Annotated in this window: 24 protein-coding genes, 1 tRNA gene and 1 pseudogene; 6 read left to right on the plus strand and 20 right to left on the minus strand. The window is 37.3% G+C overall.

Annotated features, from left to right (window positions below):
- Positions 1–182 precede the first annotated feature (182 nt).
- Complete coding sequence (locus NMM25_RS08315) at positions 183–947, plus strand: (S)-acetoin forming diacetyl reductase (protein ID WP_254736541.1); 765 nt, start codon at positions 183–185, stop codon at positions 945–947.
- Positions 948–1,091: 144 nt separating this feature from the next.
- Here the strand turns inward: NMM25_RS08315 and NMM25_RS08320 are convergent, their stop codons facing one another.
- From NMM25_RS08320 to NMM25_RS08345, 6 genes are all read right to left on the minus strand, one after another.
- On the minus strand, positions 1,092–1,367 hold the full coding sequence (locus NMM25_RS08320) for a hypothetical protein (protein ID WP_254736542.1): 276 nt from the start codon (positions 1,365–1,367) through the stop codon (positions 1,092–1,094).
- A 32-nt stretch (positions 1,368–1,399) separates the two neighbouring features.
- Positions 1,400–1,816, minus strand: a complete 417-nt coding sequence (locus NMM25_RS08325; RefSeq protein ID WP_125840861.1) for a hypothetical protein — start codon at positions 1,814–1,816, stop codon at positions 1,400–1,402.
- Entirely contained in the window at positions 1,804–3,087 is a 1,284-nt protein-coding gene (locus NMM25_RS08330; RefSeq protein ID WP_254736543.1) for an alpha/beta hydrolase, read from the minus strand. Before NMM25_RS08330 ends, NMM25_RS08325 begins: the two co-directional genes overlap by 13 nt.
- A 9-nt stretch (positions 3,088–3,096) precedes the next feature.
- Complete coding sequence (locus tag NMM25_RS08335; RefSeq protein WP_254736544.1) at positions 3,097–3,774, minus strand: hypothetical protein; 678 nt, start codon at positions 3,772–3,774, stop codon at positions 3,097–3,099.
- Positions 3,775–3,946: 172 nt separating this feature from the next.
- Complete coding sequence (locus tag NMM25_RS08340) at positions 3,947–4,597, minus strand: hypothetical protein (protein ID WP_254736545.1); 651 nt, start codon at positions 4,595–4,597, stop codon at positions 3,947–3,949.
- Between the two features lie 220 nt (positions 4,598–4,817).
- Entirely contained in the window at positions 4,818–5,516 is a 699-nt protein-coding gene (locus tag NMM25_RS08345) for a hypothetical protein (protein WP_254736546.1), read from the minus strand.
- A 191-nt stretch (positions 5,517–5,707) separates the two neighbouring features.
- On the opposite strand from NMM25_RS08345, the pseudogene NMM25_RS08350 reads away from it, so the two are divergent.
- Positions 5,708–6,676, plus strand: a pseudogene (locus tag NMM25_RS08350) (hypothetical protein).
- A gap of 91 nt (positions 6,677–6,767) precedes the next feature.
- On the opposite strand, the gene pepF reads toward NMM25_RS08350, so the two are convergent.
- The 7 genes from pepF to NMM25_RS08390 form a co-directional block, all read right to left on the minus strand.
- The gene (gene pepF, locus NMM25_RS08360; protein ID WP_254736549.1) at positions 6,768–8,564 is read right to left on the minus strand and encodes an oligoendopeptidase F; all 1,797 of its coding nucleotides are present in this window, start codon (positions 8,562–8,564) and stop codon (positions 6,768–6,770) included.
- 10 nt (positions 8,565–8,574) lie between these two features.
- Positions 8,575–9,318, minus strand: a complete 744-nt coding sequence (locus NMM25_RS08365) for a 16S rRNA (uracil(1498)-N(3))-methyltransferase (protein ID WP_049489633.1) — start codon at positions 9,316–9,318, stop codon at positions 8,575–8,577.
- A gap of 1 nt (position 9,319) precedes the next feature.
- Positions 9,320–10,270 carry a 50S ribosomal protein L11 methyltransferase gene (gene prmA, locus NMM25_RS08370; RefSeq protein ID WP_254736610.1) on the minus strand — a complete coding sequence of 317 codons (951 nt, stop codon included), beginning with the start codon at positions 10,268–10,270 and terminating at the stop codon, positions 9,320–9,322.
- Positions 10,271–10,407: 137 nt separating this feature from the next.
- Positions 10,408–10,881 carry a GNAT family N-acetyltransferase gene (locus NMM25_RS08375; RefSeq protein WP_254736550.1) on the minus strand — a complete coding sequence of 158 codons (474 nt, stop codon included), beginning with the start codon at positions 10,879–10,881 and terminating at the stop codon, positions 10,408–10,410.
- Between the two features lie 61 nt (positions 10,882–10,942).
- The gene (locus tag NMM25_RS08380; protein WP_254736551.1) at positions 10,943–11,311 is read right to left on the minus strand and encodes a hypothetical protein; all 369 of its coding nucleotides are present in this window, start codon (positions 11,309–11,311) and stop codon (positions 10,943–10,945) included.
- Positions 11,308–11,736, minus strand: a complete 429-nt coding sequence (locus NMM25_RS08385) for an NUDIX hydrolase (protein WP_049479771.1) — start codon at positions 11,734–11,736, stop codon at positions 11,308–11,310. The genes NMM25_RS08380 and NMM25_RS08385 overlap by 4 nt, the downstream gene beginning before the upstream one ends.
- 9 nt (positions 11,737–11,745) lie before the next feature.
- Positions 11,746–12,216, minus strand: coding sequence for a DUF3013 family protein (locus tag NMM25_RS08390; RefSeq protein ID WP_254736552.1), 471 nt, complete (start codon positions 12,214–12,216; stop codon positions 11,746–11,748).
- A 115-nt stretch (positions 12,217–12,331) separates the two neighbouring features.
- Here NMM25_RS08390 and NMM25_RS08395 point away from each other — a divergent pair, with 115 nt between their 5' ends.
- Both NMM25_RS08395 and NMM25_RS08400 read left to right on the plus strand, forming a co-directional pair.
- Positions 12,332–13,603 (plus strand): replication-associated recombination protein A, encoded by a 1,272-nt coding sequence (locus tag NMM25_RS08395; RefSeq protein WP_254736611.1) that lies wholly within the window; start codon positions 12,332–12,334, stop codon positions 13,601–13,603.
- Positions 13,604–13,866: 263 nt separating this feature from the next.
- Positions 13,867–13,939: transfer RNA gene (locus tag NMM25_RS08400), tRNA-Lys, on the plus strand.
- 51 nt (positions 13,940–13,990) lie between these two features.
- Here NMM25_RS08400 and NMM25_RS08405 read toward each other — a convergent pair.
- From NMM25_RS08405 to NMM25_RS08430, 6 genes are all read right to left on the minus strand, one after another.
- Positions 13,991–15,133: a site-specific integrase gene (locus tag NMM25_RS08405; RefSeq protein WP_254736553.1), complete on the minus strand. Its 1,143-nt coding sequence runs from the start codon at positions 15,131–15,133 to the stop codon at positions 13,991–13,993.
- 44 nt (positions 15,134–15,177) lie between these two features.
- A complete protein-coding gene (locus NMM25_RS08410; protein WP_254736554.1) occupies positions 15,178–15,510 on the minus strand; it encodes a DUF771 domain-containing protein in 333 nt (110 codons plus the stop codon).
- Position 15,511: 1 nt separating this feature from the next.
- Entirely contained in the window at positions 15,512–16,768 is a 1,257-nt protein-coding gene (locus tag NMM25_RS08415; protein ID WP_254736555.1) for a replication initiation factor domain-containing protein, read from the minus strand.
- A 107-nt stretch (positions 16,769–16,875) separates the two neighbouring features.
- Entirely contained in the window at positions 16,876–17,610 is a 735-nt protein-coding gene (locus NMM25_RS08420) for a DUF87 domain-containing protein (RefSeq protein ID WP_254736556.1), read from the minus strand.
- On the minus strand, positions 17,594–18,244 hold the full coding sequence (locus NMM25_RS08425; RefSeq protein WP_254736557.1) for a hypothetical protein: 651 nt from the start codon (positions 18,242–18,244) through the stop codon (positions 17,594–17,596). Before NMM25_RS08425 ends, NMM25_RS08420 begins: the two co-directional genes overlap by 17 nt.
- Before the next feature lie 10 nt (positions 18,245–18,254).
- Positions 18,255–18,551 (minus strand): hypothetical protein, encoded by a 297-nt coding sequence (locus tag NMM25_RS08430; protein WP_254736558.1) that lies wholly within the window; start codon positions 18,549–18,551, stop codon positions 18,255–18,257.
- A gap of 491 nt (positions 18,552–19,042) precedes the next feature.
- On the opposite strand from NMM25_RS08430, the gene NMM25_RS08435 reads away from it, so the two are divergent.
- Positions 19,043–20,080 (plus strand): hypothetical protein, encoded by a 1,038-nt coding sequence (locus tag NMM25_RS08435; protein ID WP_254736559.1) that lies wholly within the window; start codon positions 19,043–19,045, stop codon positions 20,078–20,080.
- Between the two features lie 93 nt (positions 20,081–20,173).
- Here the strand turns inward: NMM25_RS08435 and NMM25_RS08440 are convergent, their stop codons facing one another.
- Entirely contained in the window at positions 20,174–22,813 is a 2,640-nt protein-coding gene (locus NMM25_RS08440; RefSeq protein WP_254736560.1) for an SEC10/PgrA surface exclusion domain-containing protein, read from the minus strand.
- Positions 22,814–22,952: 139 nt separating this feature from the next.
- On the opposite strand from NMM25_RS08440, the gene NMM25_RS08445 reads away from it, so the two are divergent.
- Positions 22,953–23,291 carry a helix-turn-helix domain-containing protein gene (locus NMM25_RS08445; RefSeq protein ID WP_254736561.1) on the plus strand — a complete coding sequence of 113 codons (339 nt, stop codon included), beginning with the start codon at positions 22,953–22,955 and terminating at the stop codon, positions 23,289–23,291.
- Positions 23,292–23,533 lie beyond the last annotated feature (242 nt).

The raw sequence follows: 23,533 nt of genomic DNA on the forward strand, positions 1-23,533 counted from the left end.
GGCTTCATTTGAATCCTGTTATACAATAGAGGCATTTATTTGAAACATTTTTTTCAAAGGTGTATACTATTAGTATAGCGTTGATAGGGGTTTCAAGAATCGTTATCAAGGCTCATTTATAAACCTTTGCTGTCCTTTCATAGGACATTTGAACGGTATCGCTGATACCAAGGAGGGATCATATGTCTAAAGTTGCTATTGTCACAGGTGCAGGTCAAGGGATTGGTTTTGCAATTGCAAAACGTTTGGTCCAAGATGGTTTTAAGGTTGGGGTATTAGACTACAATGCTGAAACAGCTGAAAAAGCAGTTGCTGAATTGTCAGCAGACAAGGCTTTTGCTGTTGTGGCTGATGTGTCTAAACGAGCAGAGGTTGCTGCAGCTTTCCAAAAAGTTGTAGACCATTTCGGAGACTTGAACGTTGTGGTAAACAACGCTGGTGTCGCTCCGACTACACCTCTAGATACGATTACAGAAGATCAGTTCAATCGTACCTTTGCTATTAACGTCGGTGGGGTAATCTGGGGGGCACAAGCTGCTCAAGCTCAATTCAAAGCACTTGGTCACGGTGGTAAAATCATCAACGCTACTTCTCAAGCAGGTGTTGTTGGAAATCCAAACTTGACCGTTTATGGTGGTACAAAATTCGCTGTTCGTGGTATTACTCAAACATTGGCGCGTGATTTAGCTGACTCAGGCATCACTGTTAACGCTTATGCTCCAGGTATCGTTAAAACACCAATGATGTATGATATCGCTCACGAAGTTGGGAAAAATGCAGGAAAAGACAACGAATGGGGTATGCAAACATTCGCAAAAGATATTACATTGAAACGCCTATCTGAGCCAGAAGATGTCGCTGCAGCGGTTAGCTTCCTTGCTGGACCAGATTCAAACTACATTACAGGTCAAACCATTATCGTCGATGGTGGTATGCAATTCCATTAAGATAAAAAAAAAGAGGTTGGAAAATAATCCAACCTCTTTTATCATCTCTACGATTCCAATTTCCAGAGTCATTTTTTTGTTAGTGAAAATAATCTTTCTTCAAGACAAGGAATATTTGGAAAGGAACAGGGAATAATTAAAACACTATTTTTTCTTCTTCGGAGTTAAATCTTCAAAAGATGTACTATTTTTACTAACAGCCTCGCTAATTGCTTTTTGTCCTAAACCATTAATTGAACTATCCATTTGAGCTGCTAAAGTCGTTACAGCTGTCTTATTTGTCATAGCAAGAACTCCTATCTCCTCATCGTACTTATCTACAATACCTTTTCTACCTGATTTTATAGGAGGAGCACAAAATGCTTTGATAGCTGCTCTTTCTAATGTTTTTTTGATTTCTCGTCTGGCTGATTCTGACATGGGTCCAATCAAAGCATCTATGACTAAATCCACTAGCATTTTTTCTGCTCCCTTTCTAACTCATATAGATTTCTTCTTTGACTATAACTCTCTTCTAACTCTTTTTCTAAGCGAGAGCGCTCTTTTCGGTACTGAGTCTGCAACTCTTCATCTTTTGCTTCTATTTTAGCATATTGACGAAAATACTCACTCCTGGTCTCAACTGCATAAGATTCCAATAACATCAGAAATTGGTGGTGTTCCCCATCATCTCCAGAATTCTGTCTACCAAAATCATAAGCGATGTTCTCAAACTCCTCATATAGTCTGGTCAACTGAGAGCGATTATCATCCAAATTTTCATATGATTCTTCTATTTTCTTCTTAGCAGTTCTATAGTCATCCTCCAAAGACCAAAGACCATCTTCTTGCTTTTTTATTTTAATTTGAATTTCTTCTAGTTTGTCCATTGATTAATATCCCTTGCCAAGCTTTCATCTCCTTCAACTGCTTGTTCAACACCCTTCTGAATATTCGTTTCCAGATCCGTAAAGGCTTTTACAATCTCAGCTGATTTACTTACTTTTTTATCAAAATGTCTCTGAGTCTCCCCCACAATACTATCATACGTTACCCCAGCTTCTACATAGACATCCTCTATCTCATCATAAGTTAACTCTGTTACAAACCAGGGAACTTCCTTACTTTTATCGTAGAGTGTTTCAGCATCTGTAACTGCTTTTTTAGCCACTGCCTCAATCTCGCTGTGTCCGTTACTGACACTCTCTGTCATTGCCGTCGCAACAGCTGTTGCTTGGACGCTGTCCAAGAAGAACATCTCATGGCTACTTATACTACCATCTGATAAAAATTGGGTACTCAACTGCTTTAGAAGTCCATTTTTGACACCTTGTAATTTCTTCAGGGTTTCATAGTTCTTCTTTTCAAGTCCAGTCATTTTCTCTGGACTCTGTTTTTCCAAAATATCCTTGATTTGGTTAATTTGATTTTTATCACCCGTAATATCTGGATCAATACTGTGTCCACCGGAATTTTCAAGTAGATAATCTTCTCCCAAATATACACCCAAAAGAGGCATAGAGATATTGTTAAGAAAGTCATCTTGAGTACGGATTCGTACCACTTGACCTGTGAATGTTTTTTGTTTATTGATTATCTTCTCCCTTGCCGAATCCCAAGGAGTTAGGTAATCTATGATTCTATCTTTAGATTCGATAAGACCTTCTAAATAGAGAGGCGCTGAGTTATATACTACAGTACGCGGAGCGTTATACTCTAAGGCCACCCTCTGAGCGATGTTCCCTCCTAAAGAATGTCCAGTTAGAGTAATATTATCTCCGTATCTCTGTCGAATCCTCTCATAAAATGTGAAAGCTTCATCATAATGAAAACCGAGCGCCATAATTATCCCACCGACATCTGTAGCGACATCCTTGGCTATGTCTGCATTAGGATTCGTTCCCGTATAGGCAATAATCACTTCTCCACTGTCCTTATCTAGAAAGGCTGTACCACTTGTTCCAGTGGAATCATCATGAAAATCATCTAGATATTGGAGGTTGGGAGGGAGAGGTTTACTTCTATCTACTGCATCAAGAAGTTGTTTTCTATCATCATGTCCAATTTCAGGTTGGTTAACCCGCACATTCTCAAATTCATAAGTCAGATTTGCTGCATCTAGAGTGGCAATACCACTATTCGCTGTATCCTTTTTACTCATACTTCTCTCCTAATTCGATACTCTCTCCTTAAAATAATAGCCATCATTAAAATCAACAGTAACAGAATAGTAATAAAAGTCATCTAACCTCAAAGAACTACCAAATCCTAGCACTGTTTCAGCTTGTTGCTGTTTATTAAAATATTGGTTAATCGTTGTGTTTTTAATAATATAATCTATATCAAAAGAACCATTATTTCCGTTAAAATGTTTGTTTTTTAATGATAATTTACTTAAAAATTCTTTATCTATACCTATTTTTTGAAACAAGAAACCATCAAACTTCCATATCTTTTTAGCGGTTTCTTCATTAGAAAAAATAAATTTGTTGTCTACATATTGAACATTTACTACTTCTTCTTCGCTTTTTGGCGCATCATCCTTCGCTGGGCTTTTAGCAAGGGTACCCGTTATTGTATGCGATGTTGCATCACCTTTCAGCTTAATTTCTGTAATAGAATCATCAATTCCATCACTTTTCTTTTTAAAATAGACCTGCTCAATCTCAAACCCTTCTGGAAATTGCTTAAACAAGTCAAAGAGATTTTCAGTTGGATAAACTCGACTGACCTCAGAGACTTTATTCTCAATCCATTCTCGACTATTCTTATTTTCTCCACATCCCGCCAATCCTATCATGATCAATCCCCCTAAAAGTAATATTGTGAGAAACATGCGTTTTTTCATAACCTTCTCCTTATTTATGATATTCAACAAAATAGCTAACCGTAGTTCCCTTATAGTATACCATAAAAGCAATATTCCCTTGCATCTTGTTCAAATTCGTAAGTCAGATTAGAAGCATCTAAAGTTGGAATTCCACTATTCACAAATTTTTCATCTACCATTTTATTTCCTTTTAATTTGATACCGTTTCTCTAAAATAATAACCGTCTTTGTAATCAACAACTACAGAATAGTAATAATAATCATTACTCTGCAAAGAGCTTCCAAATTCTAATATGCCATTTTTAAAACCATCCTTTTTAAAAAATTTGTTTAATATTGGATTATTCACACTATAAGATATGTCAAAACCATTAGTTACACTGTTATAACTCTTACTTTCTAATTTAAACTCAGATAAAATACTTTTATTAATCGTTAATTCTTGAAACAGAAAGCCATTAAAATCCCAAATTTCTTTTGCTCTTTCTTCATCTGAAAAAATAAATCTCTGTTCTATGTAATTGACATCAATAATGTCTGTCTTTTTTTCTAACTTCAAATCTTTTCGAATTAATTTACCAGTTATCATCTTGAACTGACTATTTCCAGTTAAATATATTTTTATGCTAACTTTATCATTCATATATACTTGATAGACCTCAAACCCTTCCGGAAATTGCTTAAACAAGTCAAACAGATTCTCGGTTGGATAGACACGACTGACCTCGGAGACTTTGTTCTCAATCCATTCTCGACTATTTTTATTCTCTCCACATCCTGCTAATCCTATCATAATCAATCCTCCTAAAAGTAATATTGCGAAAAACGTGCGTTTTTTCATAACCCTCTCCTTATTTATGATATTCAACAAAATAGCTAACCATAGTTCACTTATAGTATACCATAAAAGCATCATTTCCTTGTATCTTATTCAAATTTATAAGTTAGATTAGAAGCATCCAGAGTAGCAATACCACTGTTAACTGATTCTTTTTCACTCATTCTTTCGCATGCTCCTTATTTACAATCAGGTCAATCAGGATGTTTTAAATGTTATCAAATTAATTAGAAACACTATTTCTATCATCTATCCAACTTGAAACTATCTCACTTATTCCATCATTTGGGTTATCCTTAAAAGCAATATTAACATTCAATCGATAACCTTTTGTATTATTATAAGATTCCGCTCCACTTATTGATAACATGTGTTCTCCTTTTGAATTAAGGAAATTATTTATCGTAGAGTCATCACTAAAATAATAGATTTCAAACACATTGCGATTTGAAAAATATTGAAACTTTTCAAGCTTCATTTGAGATAAAACATCTCTATTCAAACTTAATTTTTGGAATAGAAAACCTTTATAATCCCAAATTTTTTCCGCTACCTCATTGTTAGAAAATATAAATTCACCATCTTTATATTCTACATCAACATGCTCTTTCACTTCTTCTTTATATGGATCAGTAGAGATTTGTATAGTCTCTATCTTTCCTTTTATGGTTTGACTTTCTTCATCTCCATCTAAGGAAACTATTGTTCTGAGCGAATCCTTATAAAATGTTTGAGTAATATTAAACCCTTCCGGAAATTGCTTAAACAAGTCAAACAGATTCTCGGTTGGATAGACACGACTAACCTCAGAGACTTTGTTCTCAATCCATTCTAGACTGTTTTTATTTTCTCCACATCCTGTTATTCCTATCATTATCAATCCTACTAAAACTAACTTTGTGAAAAACGCACGTTTTTTCATAACCTTCTCCTTACTTATGATAATTAATAAAACAACTGATAATATTTCCCTTATAGTATATCATAAAAGGCTGATATGACTGTTTCATCTATGATGTTAAAATCCTGTCTAATTCATTTTAAAACACTGTAATCCTAAAGGTCATGATATAATAGACAATGAATAACAAGCATTACTTGAAGGAGAAATGTATGAAAAAATCGTTCAGACTTTGTTGCCTAGCTTGTGTGACAACACTAGCCTTAGCCCTTGGTGCTTGCTCATCAAAGCCATCTACTAGTTCTACAAATAATTCAAACAATCAAGCTTCCACCTATCATAAGAAAGATGTAACTGGCCCTGCCGCTTCATTTGACTGGAATGCCAAAGTTGCACCTACCAACTATGAGAGAACCTTTGTTGAAACAAACAGTGGCAGTCAATTTAATAAAACTTTAGATCGCACGAAAGAGGCGGCTGAGAATCTTGAAAAAAAGAAAAAGGAAATTTCGGATCCTAAGGTTCAAACAGCCCTCAAATTAGTGGATGCCGTCTTTGTCAACCAAGAAAACCTTGATCTAGTTGTGAAAGCAGCTGGCGCAAGTAATCAGGAAGAATTATTTGATAAAATTTGGAATGAAGCCATAGTACCTGAACTTTCTAAACGCTATCCGAATTTTTCAAATGATACCGTCTTTGAATATAAGGGAGAAAAATACCCTCTCAAAATTTATGCACCTATGTTTTTCAAGGTCAACACCAATGCATTAGGAAAAGCAGGTGCCTATACTCTTGAGGACTATAAGGTAGAGAACGACATGATTTATTTGAAATTTATGTCCCCATCTGTAGATACCTACCAATACGAAGTCAAGGCCACTTATCATAATAACTTCCAAGACTTCTTTTAAGGTTTGGTGAAAGAGCAACAAAAGGTTGGCCAGACCGACTATGCTAAAGCTCTAAATATTCGATTTGTTTATCAATTAGCGGCGCTTGATTTTAAAGCGAATAACTATGTCGATTTAGAGGGAATGGATTATCTTGATCGCAACACTCATTACCTCGCCATAAAAGTGGATAATAATGGAGAAGCTAGCCTTGATAATGAAAATCTCGCCAACCTTTTACAAATTAGCATGAAGGCTTCAAATGAAGCCAATAAAAGGAAATTTGAATAAATCTTTAAAGCATGAAAAAATCACCTAAAACAGGTGATTTTTGTGTATTCATCTTATCGATAAACCGTCTTAAATCCGACACTAAATACCCTTACTCCCCCAACTCAGCACTGTAGGCGATAATCTGGTCAACTGTGTCTGACAAAAATTGAATAGTATCACGGAGTGGTTTGTCTGTTGAGATATCGGCTCCGATAATCATGGCTGATTCAAGTGGTGTCTTACTGCCACCTGATTTGAGAAGATTGAGCCAATCTTCAGCTCCAGTTTCTGAATGTTTCAGATGAAGGTAACCCGCTGTCGAGATGACTAGTCCAGCTGAGTAGGTGTAACTATACAAGCCCATATAGTAGTGAGCTTGACGCATCCAAGTCAAAGCCGCATCGTCGTCAATTTCAATGGCATCTCCCCAGAAATCCGTCAAGACTTCCTTCATAATGCTGTTAAGTTTGCTTGCTCCGAAGGTTTCTCCTTCTTCAATCAATGTATAAACCTTACGTTGGAAGGCTGCTTCCAAGAGGTGGGTAATAAAGTTATGGAAGTAGGTGTCTGTCAAGCGGTGGGCAAGAGCGAAACGTTTTTGACGAGGGTCGTCAGATTGGTGCTCCAAGTAATCACTAAGAAGCAATTCATTGAAGGTTGATGGCGCTTCGACGTAGTAGGTCGACATATGAGCATTGAAGTAACTTTGGTGATTATCTGAAAAGATAAATTGACCAGAATGTCCGATTTCATGAATCAAGGTATAGACATCACTCAAACGACCAGTCCAGCTCATGAGGACATAAGGGTGCACGCGATACGGATCCGCCGCATAACCACCAGAATCCTTGCCACTATTAGCAGCAAAGTCCACCCAGCGTTCTTCTTGATAGCGCGCAACTTCCTGACAATATTCTTGTCCCAAAGGTTCTACTGACTTCATGACCAAATCATAGGCGTCATCAATAGTCACTTCAGGATTAAGGGCGCTTTCCAAGTCCAATTTCCAGTCTGCAAAGGTCATCTTTTCAAGACCATTGACCTTGGCAACATGCTTGAGGTATCTCTGAGCAACTGGCGCAAAGTCCTTCATGATGAGGTCAATCTGACGGTCAAACATGGCACGGTCCACTTCTTGCTCAGCTAGAAGATAATCAAAAACCGAGTCGTAGCCCTTCATATCTGCCAACAGTTTTTCAGACTTGACCTGAGCTAAGTAGGCTGCCGCAGCCGTATTTTGGTGCTTACGAAGTCCCTCTGAGAAAGAACGGAAAGATTTCTCACGAACCTCAGCGTCCTCGTGGTTTTGGTAGAAGTTTTCGTAGGTCACAAAGCTGTTTTTGTAGATTTTGCCATGGGCTTCAAAGTCAGCCATTTCAAAGTCCCCAGCTCGCATCTTAGTGTAAATGTCCTGTGGACTGTAGAAAACTTCACCGAGATTGGTCAAAGCCTTCTCCACATCGGCACCTAGATAGTGGGCTTTTTTGATTTTGGCCTGACGAATGGCTGCCGTCAAGTGAGGTAATTCACCCAAACGGTCCAAGACTTCCTTATCAGCTTCCACCAAGGCATCGTCAAAAAAGGTCAAGGCTACACTGGCATCTGTTTCAAATTCCATCCCAGCTTGGGCAATATTAGCAAAATCTTCATTGCTATAGTCTGTCGTCTGAGGCATAAAGGCGTAATTACCGATATGGCTCATCTGGATGTAGATTTGCTCCAATTCCGCAAAGGCCTTCTCGAAATCTTCAAAAGTGTGAAGATTACCCTTGTAGTCACGGCTAAATTGGTTGATGTCTTCGCGCGTTTTCTCGATTGCACGCAAGAAATCCTCACGGTCTTGGTATAGGGCTGTTAAGTCCCAAAGTTCCTTTTCTGGAAATTCTGAACGGTGTTTTTGTTCCATTTTCTTCCTCTTATTTCTCTAATTCTACTAAAACACTAAGGGCTGATAAGGCATAAAGCGGTGCTGTTTCCGCTCGCAAAATGCGAGGACCAAGACCTGCCAAGACTGCTCCTTTAGCTTCAAAACTTTCAATTTCTGCAGGTGAGAGACCGCCTTCTGGACCAAAGATAAAGAGCAATTTAGCTCCCTTTTCAAGACCAGTGACTGCTTGTAAGAGGGCCGCGGCTTCTCCCTCTTTTGCTGATTCTTCATAGGCTACTATAATAGAGTCAAACTGGTCAAACTGAGTTAGAAAATCTGCTTTCTTCTCGAAAAGCTGGATACTTGGAACGATATTACGCTTGCTTTGTTCTGCCGCTCCAAGGGTGATTTTTTCTAGTTTTTCAACCTTTTTACCCAATTTCTTGCCGTCCCACTTGGCAACTGACCAGTCAGCAGGGAAGGCCCAGATCTGGCTGGCACCCAGTTCCGTTACTTTTTGAGTGATAAACTCCAGCTTGTCTCCCTTGGGAAAACCTGATGCGATAGTCACTTGGATGGGAAGTTCGACATTTTCAGCTAATTCTTGGACCAACTCAAACTGACGATTTTCCACATCTAGCACGCGCGCCAAGCGCTTGATCCCATCATCAAAGACCAAGGTCACTTCATCCTCTTCTTTCAGGCGCATAACCTGAAACATATGCTTGCTGGTTTCCTTGTCCTCAATGGTAACCGGAGAGACTGCACTGCCCTTGACAAAATACTGTTGCATGCTAGCCTCCAATCACACCTGAAATATCCTTAGTCTTCTTAAAGACACAGGCATTCCACTCCCCTTGAATCATGTGAGTTTCAAGGAAAAATCCAGCTGACTCAGCCGACTCGCGCACCATGTCCCACTTGTCCTTGATAATGCCACTCATGATCAGGTAGCCTTCATCCTTGACCAAGCGATAAGCATCCTCTGTCAGATGAATGAGAATATCCGCCAAGATATTAGCCACAATCACATCTGCCTCAATCTCAACACCCTTGAGCAAATCTCCAGCTGCTACATGGATATTTTCCATGCCAGGGTTGAGCTCAATATTTTCCTGAGCGACACGAACCGCCACATCATCCAGGTCATAGGCGAAAATTTCCTTGGCACCCAGAAGCGAGCTGGCAATGGAGAGGACACCTGAACCAGTTCCCACATCAAGCACCGTTTCGCCACCACGAAGAACCTGCTCCAAGGCAAAAAGGCTCATCTTAGTGGTTGGATGCGTCCCAGTCCCAAAGGCCATGCCAGGGTCCAGCTTGATAATCTTTTCTCCCGCAGTCGCCTCATAGTCTGTCCAAGACGGCACGATGGTCAAGTCATGGGTGATACGAGCTGGCTCATAGTATTTCTTCCAGTTGTCTGCCCAGTCTTCCTCAGCCAAGGCAGTCGTGCCCATCTTGACCTCTCCCAGATCCATAAAATCAGTCATTTCTGCCAGACGAGCCTGCAAATCTGCCTCAACTACAGCCACATCAACCGTATCAGGGTAGTAGGCTGTCACCACGATTTCTTCTTGCTGCTCGACTTCAGGGAATATTTCACCAAAACGGTCGACATTCCCCACATAGTCCATACTGTCTTCAATCGCAACACCTTGGGCACCTAACTCAATCAAGAGATTGGAGACCAGCTCCTCCCCCTCACGCTTCACTGTAACTTTTAACTCTTGCCATGTTTCCATCATTAAGATACCAAGCCCGTAAAACACAAAGCCAAAATAGGAAATTCTCTGAAGACGCTTGTGTCTAAGAGAAGTTTATCTTTTTGGCACAGTGTTTAGGGCGGGTTCAGTTTAGAAATGTAACCGAACCATCCTTTCTATTTGTCAATCAATTTTTTCATGTAAACCATATCCATACCTTCTTTTTCAGGCTCGATATGGGTTTGACGGTAGCCATTTTTCTCATAAAAGGCGACCATGCCCGCATCCTGTAATACCGTACACAAATCCCACTGTTTAATCGTTGGAAATTCCTTTTCCAGTAATCTCAATCCCTCAGAACCATAACCTTTTCCTTGATACTGGGGTAAAATCACTGCCGTTCCCAACCAAGCCTCCGTCAACTCTTTATTGGTCTGAACTCGTAAAAATCCGATATTTTCGTCCTTTTCTTTCAAAAAGTAGTAATAACTATTGGGACGCTCAACCAATTTCCACTTGATTCGTTCACGATCCTCTAGGTAGGGATCATACTCATCTTGATATTTCTCATAGACAGCCTTAAAGCTAGCCCTTTGAATTGCAATTACGGTTTCTAAATCCTCTGCTCCTGCTCGGACAATCTGAATCATACTACTACCCCCAAATACACACTCTCTCAACTAGCACTTCTATGCTCTTCCACACGCTGTTTTACTGACCCTTAAATTCTTCAGTCACATCTGTGTAGTGTTCTTTCATTGCGCTATGAATCTGCTGTTTAAAAATACCAAACATAAGATAATAAACAAATAGAACAATTCCTGCAAACAGTATCAAAAATAAAAAATATACTGAAAGAGGCAGCACGAGACCTCTATCACTCAGTAAGGGTATAACAAGCATTAATACCCAAATAACAGCCGTAGAAATCCCAGCTACTTTCATACCACTTTCTCTCTGCTTCTTTAACTTTAAATATTCCATATAGATAAATGTAGCTTCTTCTCTAGAATATTGTCCAGTTTTTAGTTTGCGTTTAACTTCCTTATTTAACGTCGTTGTTGCAATTGCAAAAATCATTTTATTTCCTCCAAATAATCCCTCACTCTATCCTGCAACTGGGGCACGACCTTATCTGAGCCAAGAAACTCCTCAGTACTCATCAGTTTGTAGCCCTGTCCTTCATCTCCAAATACGATACTGTCAAACTGGTCCTGTGTCAACTGACCAACTAGAAAGACGGATTCCTTCCCCTCAAAAATCATACTGGGATAGACCTTGCTCCAAAGTAGACAATCTTCGGTCAGATTAATTCCCAGTTCTTCATAAACTTCACGCGCCACGCACTCAAAAGGACTTTCATCACCTTCTCGTCCTCCACCTGGCAATTCCCAGGTATTAGGATATGGAATGTTTGATTTATCATCACGTAAGATAGTTAAGAGCTTATCACCACAAAAGAGGGCAATTTTGCAACCTGTAAAATCAGAAATTTCTATTTCCATATCAGACTCCTAATATCTCGGATAAGGATAAAATTCTCCCTCTTCCAAGCCAACCTTTCCTTCTTCAAAGACCTCTTGGTTCCATTCCATGACAAACTCCTCTGCTTCTGGGTCTTCCAAAAAGTCCATGAGCGCATCCAGCCCAACCTCTGCAGTGTCTTTGAGGAATAGAGAAAAATAAGCTAAAAATTCACGAGAAAATCCTTTCTTCGGCAGATAAGGGATAACTGTCAAATAGTCTTCCTCATTGACAGTTGACTTAGCAGGATTGTAAAAGAGTACCGCTTCTTCAAATAGGATGTCGTCTGATGACACCTCTCCGTCCTCGTCCAGCATCTCCACTCCAGCAGCATTTTGTGCTTCTAATAGAAAACTCACTTCAACCGCGTGATTGCGTTTGTCCCAGCTAATCTCAAAGTCAAAAGGAAAGTTCTTGTCCAACTCTTCCTCTAAAACATCTAAAAATCCGTATGTTGCCATTTTGTCCTCTTTCTATGCGACTCTTAAATCGCCCCGATTACTCGGAATTATGCTAAAATAGATACTACCATCTTACCACATATACATCAGAAAATCCATGTTAGAAAGGACTGCTATGCCTGACAATCTCGCGCTTCGCATGCGCCCAAAAACCATCAACCAGGTCATCGGTCAGGAGCATCTGGTCGGACCAGGAAAAATCATCCGCCGTATGGTGGAGGCCAACCGCCTGTCCTCCATGATTCTCTACGGACCTCCAGGAATCGGCAAGACCAGTATCGCTTCAGCCATCGCTGGAACGACAAAGTATGCCTTTCGGACCTTTAACGCGACAGTGGATAGTAAAAAGCGACTCCAAGAAATCGCTGAAGAGGCTAAATTCTCAGGAGGATTAGTCCTGTTACTGGACGAGATTCACCGACTAGATAAAACCAAGCAAGACTTTCTCCTGCCACTCTTGGAAAGTGGTCTGGTTATCATGATTGGGGCGACGACTGAAAATCCCTTCTTTTCTGTCACTCCTGCCATTCGTAGCCGTGTTCAGATTTTTGAACTGGAACCTCTGTCTAACCAAGACGTCAAAGAAGCGATTCAGATTGCTCTCACTAATCCTGAACGAGGTTTTGACTTCCCGGTGGAATTGGATGATGAGGCCCTTGATTTTATCGCAACCTCTACCAATGGAGACCTCCGTTCTGCCTTTAATTCACTAGATTTAGCTGTTCTCTCTACCCCTGAAAATGACAAGGGTATCCGCCACATCACGCTTGATATCATGGAAAATAGCCTACAACGGAGCTATATTACTATGGACAAGGACGGGGATGGCCACTACGATGTCCTCTCAGCCCTGCAAAAATCCATCCGCGGCTCAGATGTGGATGCCAGTCTCCACTACGCAGCCTGCTTGATTGAAGCTGGGGATCTGCCTAGTCTAGCTCGTCGCTTGACTGTGATTGCCTATGAAGATATTGGTTTGGCTAATCCTGAAGCGCAGATTCATACCGTAACTGCTCTAGATGCTGCACAAAGGATTGGTTTCCCAGAAGCTCGCATCCTCATTGCTAATGTTGTGATTGATTTGGCTCTTTCACCCAAGTCCAACTCAGCCTATGTAGCTATGGACAAGGCTCTTGCTGATCTCAAAACATCAGGGCATTTGCCCATTCCACGACATCTGCGTGATGGACATTATAGTGGTAGCAAGGAATTGGGCAACGCCCAAAACTATCTTTATCCCCATAACTATCCTGGACACTGGGTCAAACAAGATTACTTACCCGAAAAAATACGTGATCAGCACTACTTCACTCCGGAAGATACTGGCAAGTACGAACGGGCCTTGGCGCAACGCAAGGAAACCATTGATAAATTAAGGGACTTGTGAAATCCTTTTCAAATAATTGCATTTTCCTCTTGATTTTTTTTGAAAAAGTGGTATCATATAAACATAGAAACGCTGTGGTGTACGACTTCACACTTAAGTGTTGACCGACTATTTTTTGTATTATTAGGGAAACAAAAGTCTTCTAACAGCATGTAGGCCGTCTCACACGGAAACAGCTTCAGTTAGAGCGAGTTGCCCACCTGCTTAATTGCGCGGGTTCAATACAAACCGTGAAGTTTCGGCACCAATACAGCTTTTTATTTGCCTTCTTAGCTCAGTTGGTAGAGCAGTAGACTCTTAATCTATGGGTCGCAGGTTCGAGCCCTGCAGGGGGCATCTAAATCAACAGGAAAAGTCTTGATTTCAAGGCTTTTTTTCTTATCTGTTCTACTTTTGTTCTACCAACGGATACTCACTTAAAAGCTGTCGTATAATCTGATGTTCTTTTTCTTTCTTCTCTTTCAAAAGATGACCATACGTTTCTGTCACCTGTTTTATATTTTTATGGCCCATTACATGAGCAACTACCCAGATATCAATTCCTTTTGCAAGCAACATACTAGCATAAGTATGTCTAATACCCGTAGCAGTTAAATTATATGGAAAAATTTCTAGTTTTTTTAGTAGCGATTGTAAACTTTGATTTACTGCGTTATTACTAGGAACTCCATACACAACATCATAGAAAAGGAAATTTTCTTTTTCCTTAATACCTTGATTCTTATAGACAATCTTTTGTTCTTTCTTTAATAATTTCAAAACCTCAGATGTTTCTTCATCTATAGGCACATCTCGAACAGATGTATCCGTTTTGGGTGGTCTCCATTTATAATTATAGTAGCGCCTATAAGTGTGGATGACTTGATTTTCAAAATCAATGCAATCCCAAGTTAAACCTAAAATCTCTCCAAAACGCATCCCTGTTTTAAAGGAAACAAACAAAAGATAAGGAATCACAGATTTACTGTAATTAAGATGACTTTTTAAATGAACTAGAATCTTATAATAGTCTTCAATATTATCAATATATTTTTCGTCTGTTGTCTTGCTTTTCTTCATCCCTGAAATAATCGCACCATCCGTAAAATCAACTATATCTAATTGGTCACGTTGAGCAAACTGAATGACTTTTCGGATTTCTGAGTTTAGTCTTGCTACAGTATCTTTTGTAACCCTCTCAGCATATGAATTTAAAGCTCGTTGATATTGACTAAAACGAATAGAAGTTGCTGGTCTATCTTGAAAAAGTTCCTTTATCAAGTCCCCTCTCTTCTTATGCTTAAAAAGTGTTGATTCACTTTTTCCAAGTGGTCTTACAACAACATCAAACCACTCTTCCCATAACTCATATAAACTGGCTTGCGAATTAATTTTTGCACCTGACATCAACTTTAATTCAATAGCTAAAGCTTCTTTTTCTGCTTCCTTCTTCGTTCTGAAGCCGCCTTTAGATGCAACAAGTTTTTTGTTATTATCTACAATTCTATAATCCCATGTGCCACCTTTTGTACGTTGTCTAAAAGTTGCCATTAGTTACCTCTTTCATTAGATAACCAAGGTTTTTGCCAAGGTTATTATACCATAATTTCTCTAAAGTTTTCTTCAAACCATTGTTTTGTTTTACTGGCTAAAAAGAAATAGCGTCCACCTTGGTTCTCAGGATATTTAACAAACCCATTTGGATTTAATTCAACATCAATTTCTCTACGAATTTTTGGATTATACAATACATTATCAAGAAGCCACGGCCTTGAAACTGATAACAACATAAGCAATTGTTTTAAAGTCATATATTTACCTTTATCCGCCCTGCTCTTCAAATCATCATATTCATCACGATTAACGATAACATGAGAATCAGGAAGTTGTATAACTACCCCTTTTAAATTGACAACCAGTTTATCCATCTTATTTCCCCACTACCTCAAATCTATTTTTTCCTTTTTTCATCTTCTTGTTTTTATAATAAACTGACAAAGAATCGTCTAGAAAACTATCAAATGGTATTTTTGATAATTCTGTAGCAAATTTATTTAACCATAAATCTACATCTTGATTCGGATTATAGTGTCGTTCATATTCTTGTATCAAACGAATAATGAATTTATTTCTTGATTCAATCCCCCAAATCCTCTCAACTTTTTTTAGAAGTGGAAAAAAACCACTTCCTTTCATCATGTGAGAGATTGTAGACATTAAATCATTATTCCTACTAGATAGCGACTTCAACCCTGCGTATAACGATTGTGTATGCTCAAGATACTTAGTAAACTCAATTGGTTTGTTTATCTCAGCATCATAAAATGAATACTTGTCAATCATTTTATTTGCAACTAGTTCTCCTAACTCCTCTTCATTATTCACAGTCAATAGTTGCTTCAAAATCTGATTAGAAAAGTTTCCTCTATAACTTGCCTCAAACCTAACCCACGAATTACAAAGAGTCAGTAAATGTAAAAACCTTCCATGCTTATCAAGTTGCTCTTGTTTTTTGTTATAAACCCTCAATAATGCATTACTATTCTTCTTTTTTGAACCAAAGTAGATAGTGTTAACTACATTATCTACTTCAGTAGCAACAATCTTAGAAGTGTTTTTTATCCCTCTATGATTTTTTAAAATAATGCTACTGCCTTTAATCCCCCTATATAACTCATCAACACTCATATCAAAATTGAAATAGTCAATCGCCAGATCAATCCTACTTATTCTTAATTCCCAGTAAGGTTCATCAAGTAGTTTAGACATCCCATGCACATCAATACTTTCTCCAAAGTACTCTTTAAAAGTATCGCGATAGTATGCTAATGCTGAGGCAGAAAATTTTATAACTATCCCCATCACAAAATTTGTCTCATGAAATGCAATTGAAAAATAGTGTGGTAAGTTTTTAAAACTAACTGCATTTGTATAGCCTGCAGGTGGTGTAGATACATTTATTACCTCTCCAAATAAACTGTCTAATGACAACTTATCAATTACTGTACCCACTAATTCAGTTGCAATCTGGTACCAGTGTGAGGGATAATCACCAATTGTGTCTTCTGTTGGTTTTATCACAAATGTTACTTCATCAATAGAAGCAATCACAACAGGATTTCTCTCTCCCGTATTACTAGCTGAGTCCTGTTCTTTTAAAACGTCTACAATGTTAAATATACTCATCTTATAAATCCTCTCTTATCTTTAATTACGGAACGGGGGTCATTACATGTCCCCCTACTACTCGGCAGAGCCGAGCGAGGCAGTGAGACATTCTGCTTCGCCACAGGCTACTCAGAGTCAACTGCCTCACTACTCTTATACATACCCTCTAAAATCTTGCTCTGAACTTTAGCTATATTATAAATCGGAACAACTATTTCTTTAGTTGCTTCTCCAGAACTGATTAAATAACCTTTACCTCGACTCTGTCTACGATTGACTACATCTTTATCATCACTTAGTAACATATTTAATACTTCTTTACTGAATGACCCCAGAAGTAGAATATTATGTATATTTTCTCTCGACTTACCAAAGTATTCGGCATCCGGTCTTTGCTGACTAATCCAAACATGGATATTAAAGGACCTGCCAAGCATCAAAATTCTTGAAAGTTGTCTAATCCTAATATCACGTTCCTTCTTTTCTAGCATCGTAAAATACGCACTCATCTCATCAATAAAACATATGATTAGACTTTTGCTTTTGTCTTGTCCAGACTGTCTGTTTTTCAGCAAAGTATCAGACACAAAATCAAAGAATAACCCTACTCTTTCAAATCTATAAAAATGCTCTTGCTTCGCAAGAAATGAAAACTCCAAATCTCCTTTAAAGTCTGCTACAACTAACTTTGCAGAGTTTAAAACTGCTTTTGCAAGCAATAACTGACTTGCGTATGTCTTACCACTTCCACTTGAACCAAATACAGCTAAATGTGGTTTTTTTAGATCTATCGAGATAGGAAAATAAATTCCTCTTCTCAACAACTCAGCATCTAGTACAGCATTAATTACCGAAGTCACTATCTTCTACCCGCGCTATTTTCTCTTGTTTAGCCTTATATACATCTAATTCTTTCTCGAAAGAATTAGCTTCATTCTCATTAACAGCAAGCAAAAAACGTATAAATAGATAGTTTACATTATTATACTCGGCTACTGCTACTGATTTACATAAAAAGATTTCCGCGTTTGTTGATGTCATACCATGACTTTCAAGGAACTCTGACAAATAAATACTTATTTGAACTTCAACTTCATTAGAGTTGAAATCTTCAACATTTGAATCTGTCATACACACTAATTCAATAACTCTTGCAGTTTTTTTCTTGCTCGCTCGAACTACTTGCCAGTTTTGAAAAAGATAACGATTTTTAGAGTCTGAATCCAGTCTACTTACAATTTGTTTGAAACACAGAGAGAGTTTGCTAGTATCATAGTAAACTTCTTCTGATTTTGTACTCAAACCAAACCACACAACAATCGGTAACGCTATAAGCAGTAAAACAACCATTTTAAATAAAAGATCCAAAATAGCTGGTAAAGCATAAATAAAGCTAATTAATAAAGCTAACGACACAAGAATTAGTAAAAACTTCTCTAACTCTGTACGTTTTTTGAAATAATCTACTGCTACTCTATACTTATTTTTAAACATATTAAGTACCTCAGCTGCCTTGAGAGACTTTTACAGAGTCAGCCTTAATTGACAAAGAAGCACTATTACCTGAGCTGTACGCAGTAATTGTAGCATTTGAAAGTGTTAACGTAACTACACTATCCAGATACTTAATAAAGTCGCTAGCATTTACATTCATAACTTTAATTGAATGTGTTGCAAATCTTCCACTTGCTGTACGACTACCAATTTGGAAAGTCGCACCAACAATACTACCTGAATTATAATCCTTAGTGTCTGAGACACCTAGCAACATGCCAACTGTTTGTAATGTTAAAAACTCCATACTTAACACTCAATTCTATCTCTATTCATTAACATTTCTACTAATATATGTAGAGAATCACATATTAGTGAAAATATTGAAATTACATAGCTCTTCTATTTCATTTTAATCACATCCTTTTAATAAAACTTGAAAAACACTAAATGCTTTTTACAAGGTTATTTTATCTCAAAACAACAAAATGATTCGGTAAAATAAAAATTTATTTATCTAAAAATATTTAGCTTATCTTCCCTATCATTTAATCTAGATTTTCTTATAATCCAAACATTTATCTTATTTAAAGAGAAGAACGACTTAGCTAAATCACATCATTCCCAGAGAGATTGTAAAACATCGAATGTATTTCAATAAGTTTATTTTATACGATAACAAGAATTAATTTCGGTAAAATAAAAATTTATTTATCTAAAAATATTTGGCTTATCTTCCCTATCATTTAATTTAAATTATGATACACTAAATAAAACAATAACAAAGGAGCATTAATAATGAATGATATAGAAAACCTGTTTGATAAATTTTTACTAGATAGACGTGAAAAAAGTGACTATGAACCTTTGATTAATCACTTTCTCAATAAGAGACTTCAAAAGAGTAACCATCGGAGTTTAGAAAATGACGAATTATTTACAGAATTTGTTAAAAACAAAGGTATTTTCACTACTATAATCAGAATACAGCGAGAAAAAGAACATAAACATATTTCGAGAAGTGAGTTTCTAAAAAAATACTTTGGAGATGATGCTCCTTATGATGAAAAAACATTATACAATTGGATTAAATTTTCTAAAAACTACCAAAATAAATTTAGAAAAATCAAAACACCTGAAGTGTATATAAAATATATGCCTAATATACCCGCATCTTCCAAACTCTTCGACGAATTTTTAACCTATAAAACATGCTTTATTGACTTAAAAAAATATTTTTGTTCTAGCAGAAGAAAAGACGCATCAGAGTTACTGCAATCTTTTTTTAAAGAATTAGAACCAAGAAATTTAAAAATAATATCCAAATCTATTTCTCAATGTTCTGCTGAATTACCTGGAAAAGAGCTAACACTGCATGACATCATATTTATTGATAGCATCAGTCGGATAGAAGTTGATTTAGATTTTAAATCATGGACTTACCTAATTGATGGATTAATTAAAAATTTTGAAGATGATTATACGAGTGAAGATTTTAATAGTACATTCTTAAATAAAGAAAAATCACTAGATACAATCTATAAATTTTTAAACACGCTTCCTGAATGTTCTGTTTTAACCCTATTTGAAACAATTAGTATGGTTTTTGATCTTAAAAAATACCTAAAAATTGAACTAAAACCAGAACAAAGGAACAAATTACCTAAAGAGGTAAGAACAAAGAGATTCTTAACCTCTAAGGTAATCAATCAAATAAATAATACACTTAAAACAGAAGTTAAATTACCTGTACCCACTGAATTACTTATAATTTTGAAAGAACACTTACTTACTGTTATTGAAATCGAAGAAAATATGGAAAATGCAGAACATTAAAATTAATGATACCAAATAAAAAGTACATAGCTTACACTATGCATCAATTCCCACTAAATTCAACAAAAAAGAGAGCCACCGCTCTCTTTCTTTTTATCTATTATATTTTCGTTTTCCTACCAAAGCTAGTAGTCCAATACTTGCCCCAAGCACTGCTAAGAGATTCGATTCTTTCGTTCCAGTATTTGGAAGTTGTTTCTTAGGCTCTACTTTTGCATTTGTAGCTTTCGCAGGAGCGTGATATGTTTTATCTTCTTTAGTTCCTACCGTTACTTTCTCTGCTTTGTAATCAACCACATTACCTTTACCATCTACAACTGGTACTGGTTTATACCCCAAGTGTTCAAGCTCTTTACGTTTGGCATCTGCAAGAGCTACCAAGCGTTTTGTTTCTGCTTCTTCAAATTTAGCTTTGGCAGTTTCATAAGCAGTTTTCGCTTGGTCTGCTGCAAGGCTCTTAACTTCGTAGTCTACTTTGGCTTTATTTTGTGCTTTATAAGCACCTTGAAGTGCTTTTTCTGCTTGTTCAAGTTCTGCTTTTAGATCCGCCAAACGAGTTTTCGCACCTTTAAGGTTTGCAAGCTCTTTTTCGGCTTGTTTAACTTTAGCTTGAGCATCTGTAAGTGCTTGTTCAGCTTCAGATACCGCTTTAGATTTAGCTTCTGCTGAAACTTTCATTGAGCCCAACTTAGCTTGCTCAATTTCCAAAGCCTTATTTGCTTGCCCAAGGCTGAACTTAGCGATATTTGCACGACCACGAGCGCTTCTTGCTTCAATTTCTTTTTGAGCATGTGACACTAGCAAGTTGTTTACCAAGGCATTTGCATTAGCTAAATCAACAACTGCTTTGTCATGACGAGTTTTAGCACGCTCTAAGTAAGTTTGTGCTTTAGCAAGAGGACTACCTTCTTTTTTCAATGCGTTCAACTTAACAGTTGCACTACGCAAAGTTGAGTTAGCTTTTTCCAAGCCTTTGTCTGCTGCTTCAATTTGCTCACGGACAGCGCCTACTGCTTTTGCAGTATCTTTCAAACGTTGAACTGCATCAGCTACACGACGTTCAAAAACTTCTTTCTTCAAAGGATTCTCAATAGGAGTTGTATCCCAAGTTGAGCCATTTGTAAGTGAGCTACGGACAGAAGTTAGAAAGTGCGTAGTGTAGAAATCGTCCGTTTTGCTCTGAGCAACCCCACCAAAGTAAGCTGTTTCACTAGGTGAGTCGAATTGAAGAACACCTTGGGTATGAGCATAGTCATTCTTAGTTGAAATCAACTGTACAAAATGATTGTACAAAGTTTCTTTCATTTCACCCAAAGTCTTACGGTAAACACCATCTTCATCATCAAAATCATGTGAAGCAAAAGTAGTCACAGAGTTTTCATAGTATTGTCCACTACGTGCTTCTACTTCTGAATCAGTAGTAGGCATGTTATACTCTTTGGCAACCTTGTTGATACCCTTAGCATAGTGTCCTGAACCACCTTTTTTACGGTATTCTTGTCGCATACTATTTGAATAGTTTGCTTTTACATATTCATCTGCAATCTTTTGAGCAAATTCCAATGAAGTTTTAGATAGAACTGCATCTGGGAGTCCAAGTTGTTTACGAGCTTGGTTCAACAAGTCAGCTACAAAGTAATTCAATTCGTCACGGATTTCTTTAGGTAGATTGTTGATGTCATAGCGAGTAGTATCTTCCAACTCATTTTTCGTTTGAACATACTTGTTGTTAGCATTTGCAACTTGTGTACGAACAACACGGTTATACAACTCAGTTGTACGTTTGTTACGCTCTTCAGTAGATAAAGCACTGTTGTCAGCAAGGTTATAAGCAATCGTATCTTTTACTGCTTGTACAAAATTAGAATCAAGAGTAATTTCTGGAAGATGTGTAGCACGGATTTTACTGTTGTAGTCACCTGCTTCATCATACTCTTTATTTGCTTTTTTATAAGCAATCTGAGCATTAGCTTTTGTTTGTGTTAGGTCTTCAATTTCTTTAGTTGAAGTAGCAATTTGAGACTCAGCATCTTTTACAGAATTTTGGTACTCTTGTTCTTTAGGTTTAGCTTCTTCAACACGTTTTTCGTTTGACTCTACTGAACTTTTAGCATCTTGTTCTTCAAAACGAGCATCAGTTTGAGCTTTACGGGCTTCTGGGAGCTTAGTATCGTTCAAGATAGCTTCTTTCTCAGCAGCTTCTTTTTCTGCCTTTTCCAAAGCACCTTTCGCTTCATCTACTTCAGCTTGTTTAGTAGCAACTGCTTTTTCTTGCGCAGCTACTTCGTCAGCAGAAACAATAGTTGCATTTTTAGCAGTGGATACCCCTTGCTCTGCTTTAGTAACTTCACCGTTTGCAGTTTCCACACTTTGTTCTGCTTGTTTAACTTGCTCTGTTGTAGGCAACTCTTTTTCAGCTTTTTCTACTTTTTCTTGTTTTTCTTTTACAGTAGACTCAGCACCTTTAACAGCATCATCTTTTTGCGCTACAGTTTCTTTTGCTGAATCAGCAACTGCTTGAGCTTGTTTAGCAGTAGCATCAAATTCAGCAACTTCTTCCTTTGTAGGAGCTTTCACTTCTACTGGTTTTGGCGCTTCTTTCTCTACCAAAGCTGGTTCGGTTCTAGCGTCTGTTGGAAGTGGTATTTTAGTCGTATCTGCGTGAGCAGTTCCGATTGTGCCGACAAGACTTACAGTTGCAATAGCTGTTGTTGCGATTAGTTGTTTTTTCATATTAATCCTCATTATATTTTTTTATAACTTCATTATATCACATTTTACAACTTTTTAAAGTTATTTTATAAAAATATAACTATTTAAAGTCTAAAAAAGACAGTCGTTTGTCTGTATTATGTAAGTAGCGAGGTAATAAATGATAAATAACAAAACCAACCTTCAAGATTACATCTCTAAAAGAATCCGTCTATTACGTTTAGAAAAAGGATATACCCAAGAACAACTAGAAGAGATGGCTGATTTGGGTACAAATTATATCTATAAATTAGAAAATCTTTCAACTAACTTAAAGATTCAAACTCTAGAGAAGGTAATGGAAGCATTAGAAGTAGATTTAGATACATTCTTTGATATACAATTGAAAGAAGAAGATCCAAAAATTACTCTACTTGTTGATGAATTAAAAACTCTTCCAGCAGAACAACGTTCCCGAGTCTTAGATGCTTTGATACTCATCCTCAAAGAAGTAAGATAAAAAATGTTCTACTTTTGTTCTACCTTTTATTTTCACATACGATTTAGAGAGTGGCAAAACCTTGATTTATCAATATTTTTGTTACTCATTTTTACTTATTTTAACTCTAAATCGACTGCAGGGGGCATCTAAATCAACAGGAAAAAGCCTTGAAATCAAGGCTTTTTTGCTTGTCTAAGCAAGATTTGCCCCACATTTTTTATGAACTTCCTTTCCAGACATCTTTAATCTTATGACACTCT

The organism is Streptococcus sp. CF10-1 (assembly GCF_024295825.1).
Taxonomy (GTDB): domain Bacteria; phylum Bacillota; class Bacilli; order Lactobacillales; family Streptococcaceae; genus Streptococcus.